General features: G+C 73.5%; 1 protein-coding gene. It reads left to right on the top strand.

Annotated elements, in window-relative coordinates; translation table 11 throughout:
* The first annotated feature begins 94 nt into the window (after nucleotides 1-94).
* Complete coding sequence (locus tag ACFWEJ_RS28520) at nucleotides 95-1,972, top strand: beta-galactosidase family protein (RefSeq protein WP_377232527.1); 1,878 nt, start codon at nucleotides 95-97, stop codon at nucleotides 1,970-1,972.
* Nucleotides 1,973-2,049 lie beyond the last annotated feature (77 nt).

The following is a 2,049-nucleotide window of genomic DNA, read 5'->3' as shown; positions in this document are numbered from 1 at the left end:
GGGGCCTTCCCCCGCCGTCGTCCCGTGTCCCCACCTCCTTACCCCCACGCCTCGTGCCTCTGCCGCACGACCGCACCCCCCTGAGGAACCACACATGGCCACGTTCGAGATCGGACCCGAGGACTTTCTGCTCGACGGCGAGCGGATGCAGGTCGTCAGCGGCGCGCTGCACTACTTCCGCGTGCACCCCGACCAGTGGGCCGACCGGATCCGCAAGGCCCGGCTCATGGGCCTGAACACCATCGAGACGTACGTGCCGTGGAACTTCCACGCGCCCGACCCGGAGTCGTTCGACCTGACGGGACGGCGTGACCTCGGCCGGTTCCTCGACCTGGTGGCCGCCGAGGGCCTGTACGCCATCGTGCGGCCGGGGCCCTACATCTGCGCGGAGTGGGACGGCGGCGGGCTGCCCGGCTGGCTGTTCGCCGACCGCGCCGTGGGCGTGCGGCGGCACGAGCCGCGGTTCCTCGCGGCGATCGGCACGTACTTCGCGAATCTGCTGCCCCTGGTGGCCGAGCGTCAGGTGACGCGCGGCGGGCCGGTGCTCATGGTGCAGGTGGAGAACGAGTACGGGGCCTACGGGAACGACCCGCTGCCGGAGCGCCAGAAGTACCTGCGCGCGCTCGTGGACCTGACGCGCGAGCAGGGCATCGACGTGCCGCTCTTCACGTGCGACCAGGCGGACGACGAGATGCTCGGCCGCGGCGGCCTGCCGGAGCTGCACAAGACCGCGACGTTCGGCTCGCGCAGCACGGAGCGGCTGGAGATCCTGCGGCGGCACCAGCCCACGGGCCCGCTGATGTGCATGGAGTTCTGGAACGGCTGGTTCGACTCGTGGGGCCTGGAGCACCACATCGCCCCGGCCGAGGCGAACGCCGCCGACCTGGACGACCTGCTCGCGGCGGGCGGGTCCGTGAACCTGTACATGTTCCACGGCGGCACCAACTTCGGGCTGACCAGCGGCGCGAACGACAAGGGCATCTACCGGCCCATCACGACGTCGTACGACTACGACGCGCCGCTCGCCGAGGACGGCACGCCCACGGCCAAGTACCACGCGATGCGCGAGGTCATCGCGCGGCACGTGCCGGTGGCGGAGGTTGAGGCCCTGGGTGTTGAGGCGCCGGGCGCGGCGCCCGTCCTGGATGTCGACCTGACCGCCCACGTCCCGCTGGCGCACGCGCTGCCGAGCCTCCTGCGCGAGGACCTCGCCGCGTTCACGTCGACGCCCACCACCGACGACCTGCGGCAGTGGTCGGGCTTCTCCGTGTACCGCACCCGGATCTCGCCCGACGACCTCGTGCTGACGGTCGCCGAGGTGCGCGACCGCGCCGTCGTGCTGGTCGACGACGAGCAGATCGGTGTGCTCGACCGCGCGTCCCACGGCTTCGCCGTCGCGCTGCCCGCCCGCGCGGGCGACCTCACGCTGCTGGTGGAGGACCAGGGCCGGGTCAACTACGGGCCGCGGATCGGCGAGCCCAAGGGCCTGATCGGGCCGGTGCGCACCGCGGTGCGCACGATCGACGACTGGGAGGCGGCGGCGCTGCGCGTCGAGGACGCGCCGGAACTGCTGCGCGCGGCGCTCGACGCGCCGGGGCGTGCGCTGCCCGTCGGGGGCGACGGCGGTGGCGGTGTCGGCGGCGGCGGTGTCGGCGGCGGCGGTGTCGGCGGCGGCGGTGTCGGCGGCGGCGCGCCGCGTCCGGTCGGGGCCGGGCTGTACCGGGCGACGTTCGACTCGGTCGGCGGGGCCGACCACTTCCTGCGGCTCGACGGCTGGTCCAAGGGCCTGGCCTGGGTCAACGGCGAGCTGCTGGGCCGGTACTGGAGCCTCGGCCCGACGCACACGCTGTACGTGCCGGGCCCGCTGGTGCGCGACACCGGCAACGAGCTGGTGCTGCTGGAGCTCCACGGCGCGGCGGGGGCGCGGGCAAGCTTCGTGTCGGGCCCGGCCCTGGGCATCACGGAACAGTAGGCGGCGCCGGCTCGGCGGCCGGCCGGGGTCGGTGCATCTGAACGTAGGGTTGGTGGCTCTAAGAGCCCTCTTAGAGC

The organism is Promicromonospora sp. NPDC060204 (assembly GCF_042728455.1).
GTDB lineage: Bacteria > Actinomycetota > Actinomycetes > Actinomycetales > Cellulomonadaceae > Promicromonospora.
Note: the sequence above shows the minus strand (reverse complement) of the source record. Positions and strands in the feature narration are given on the sequence as shown.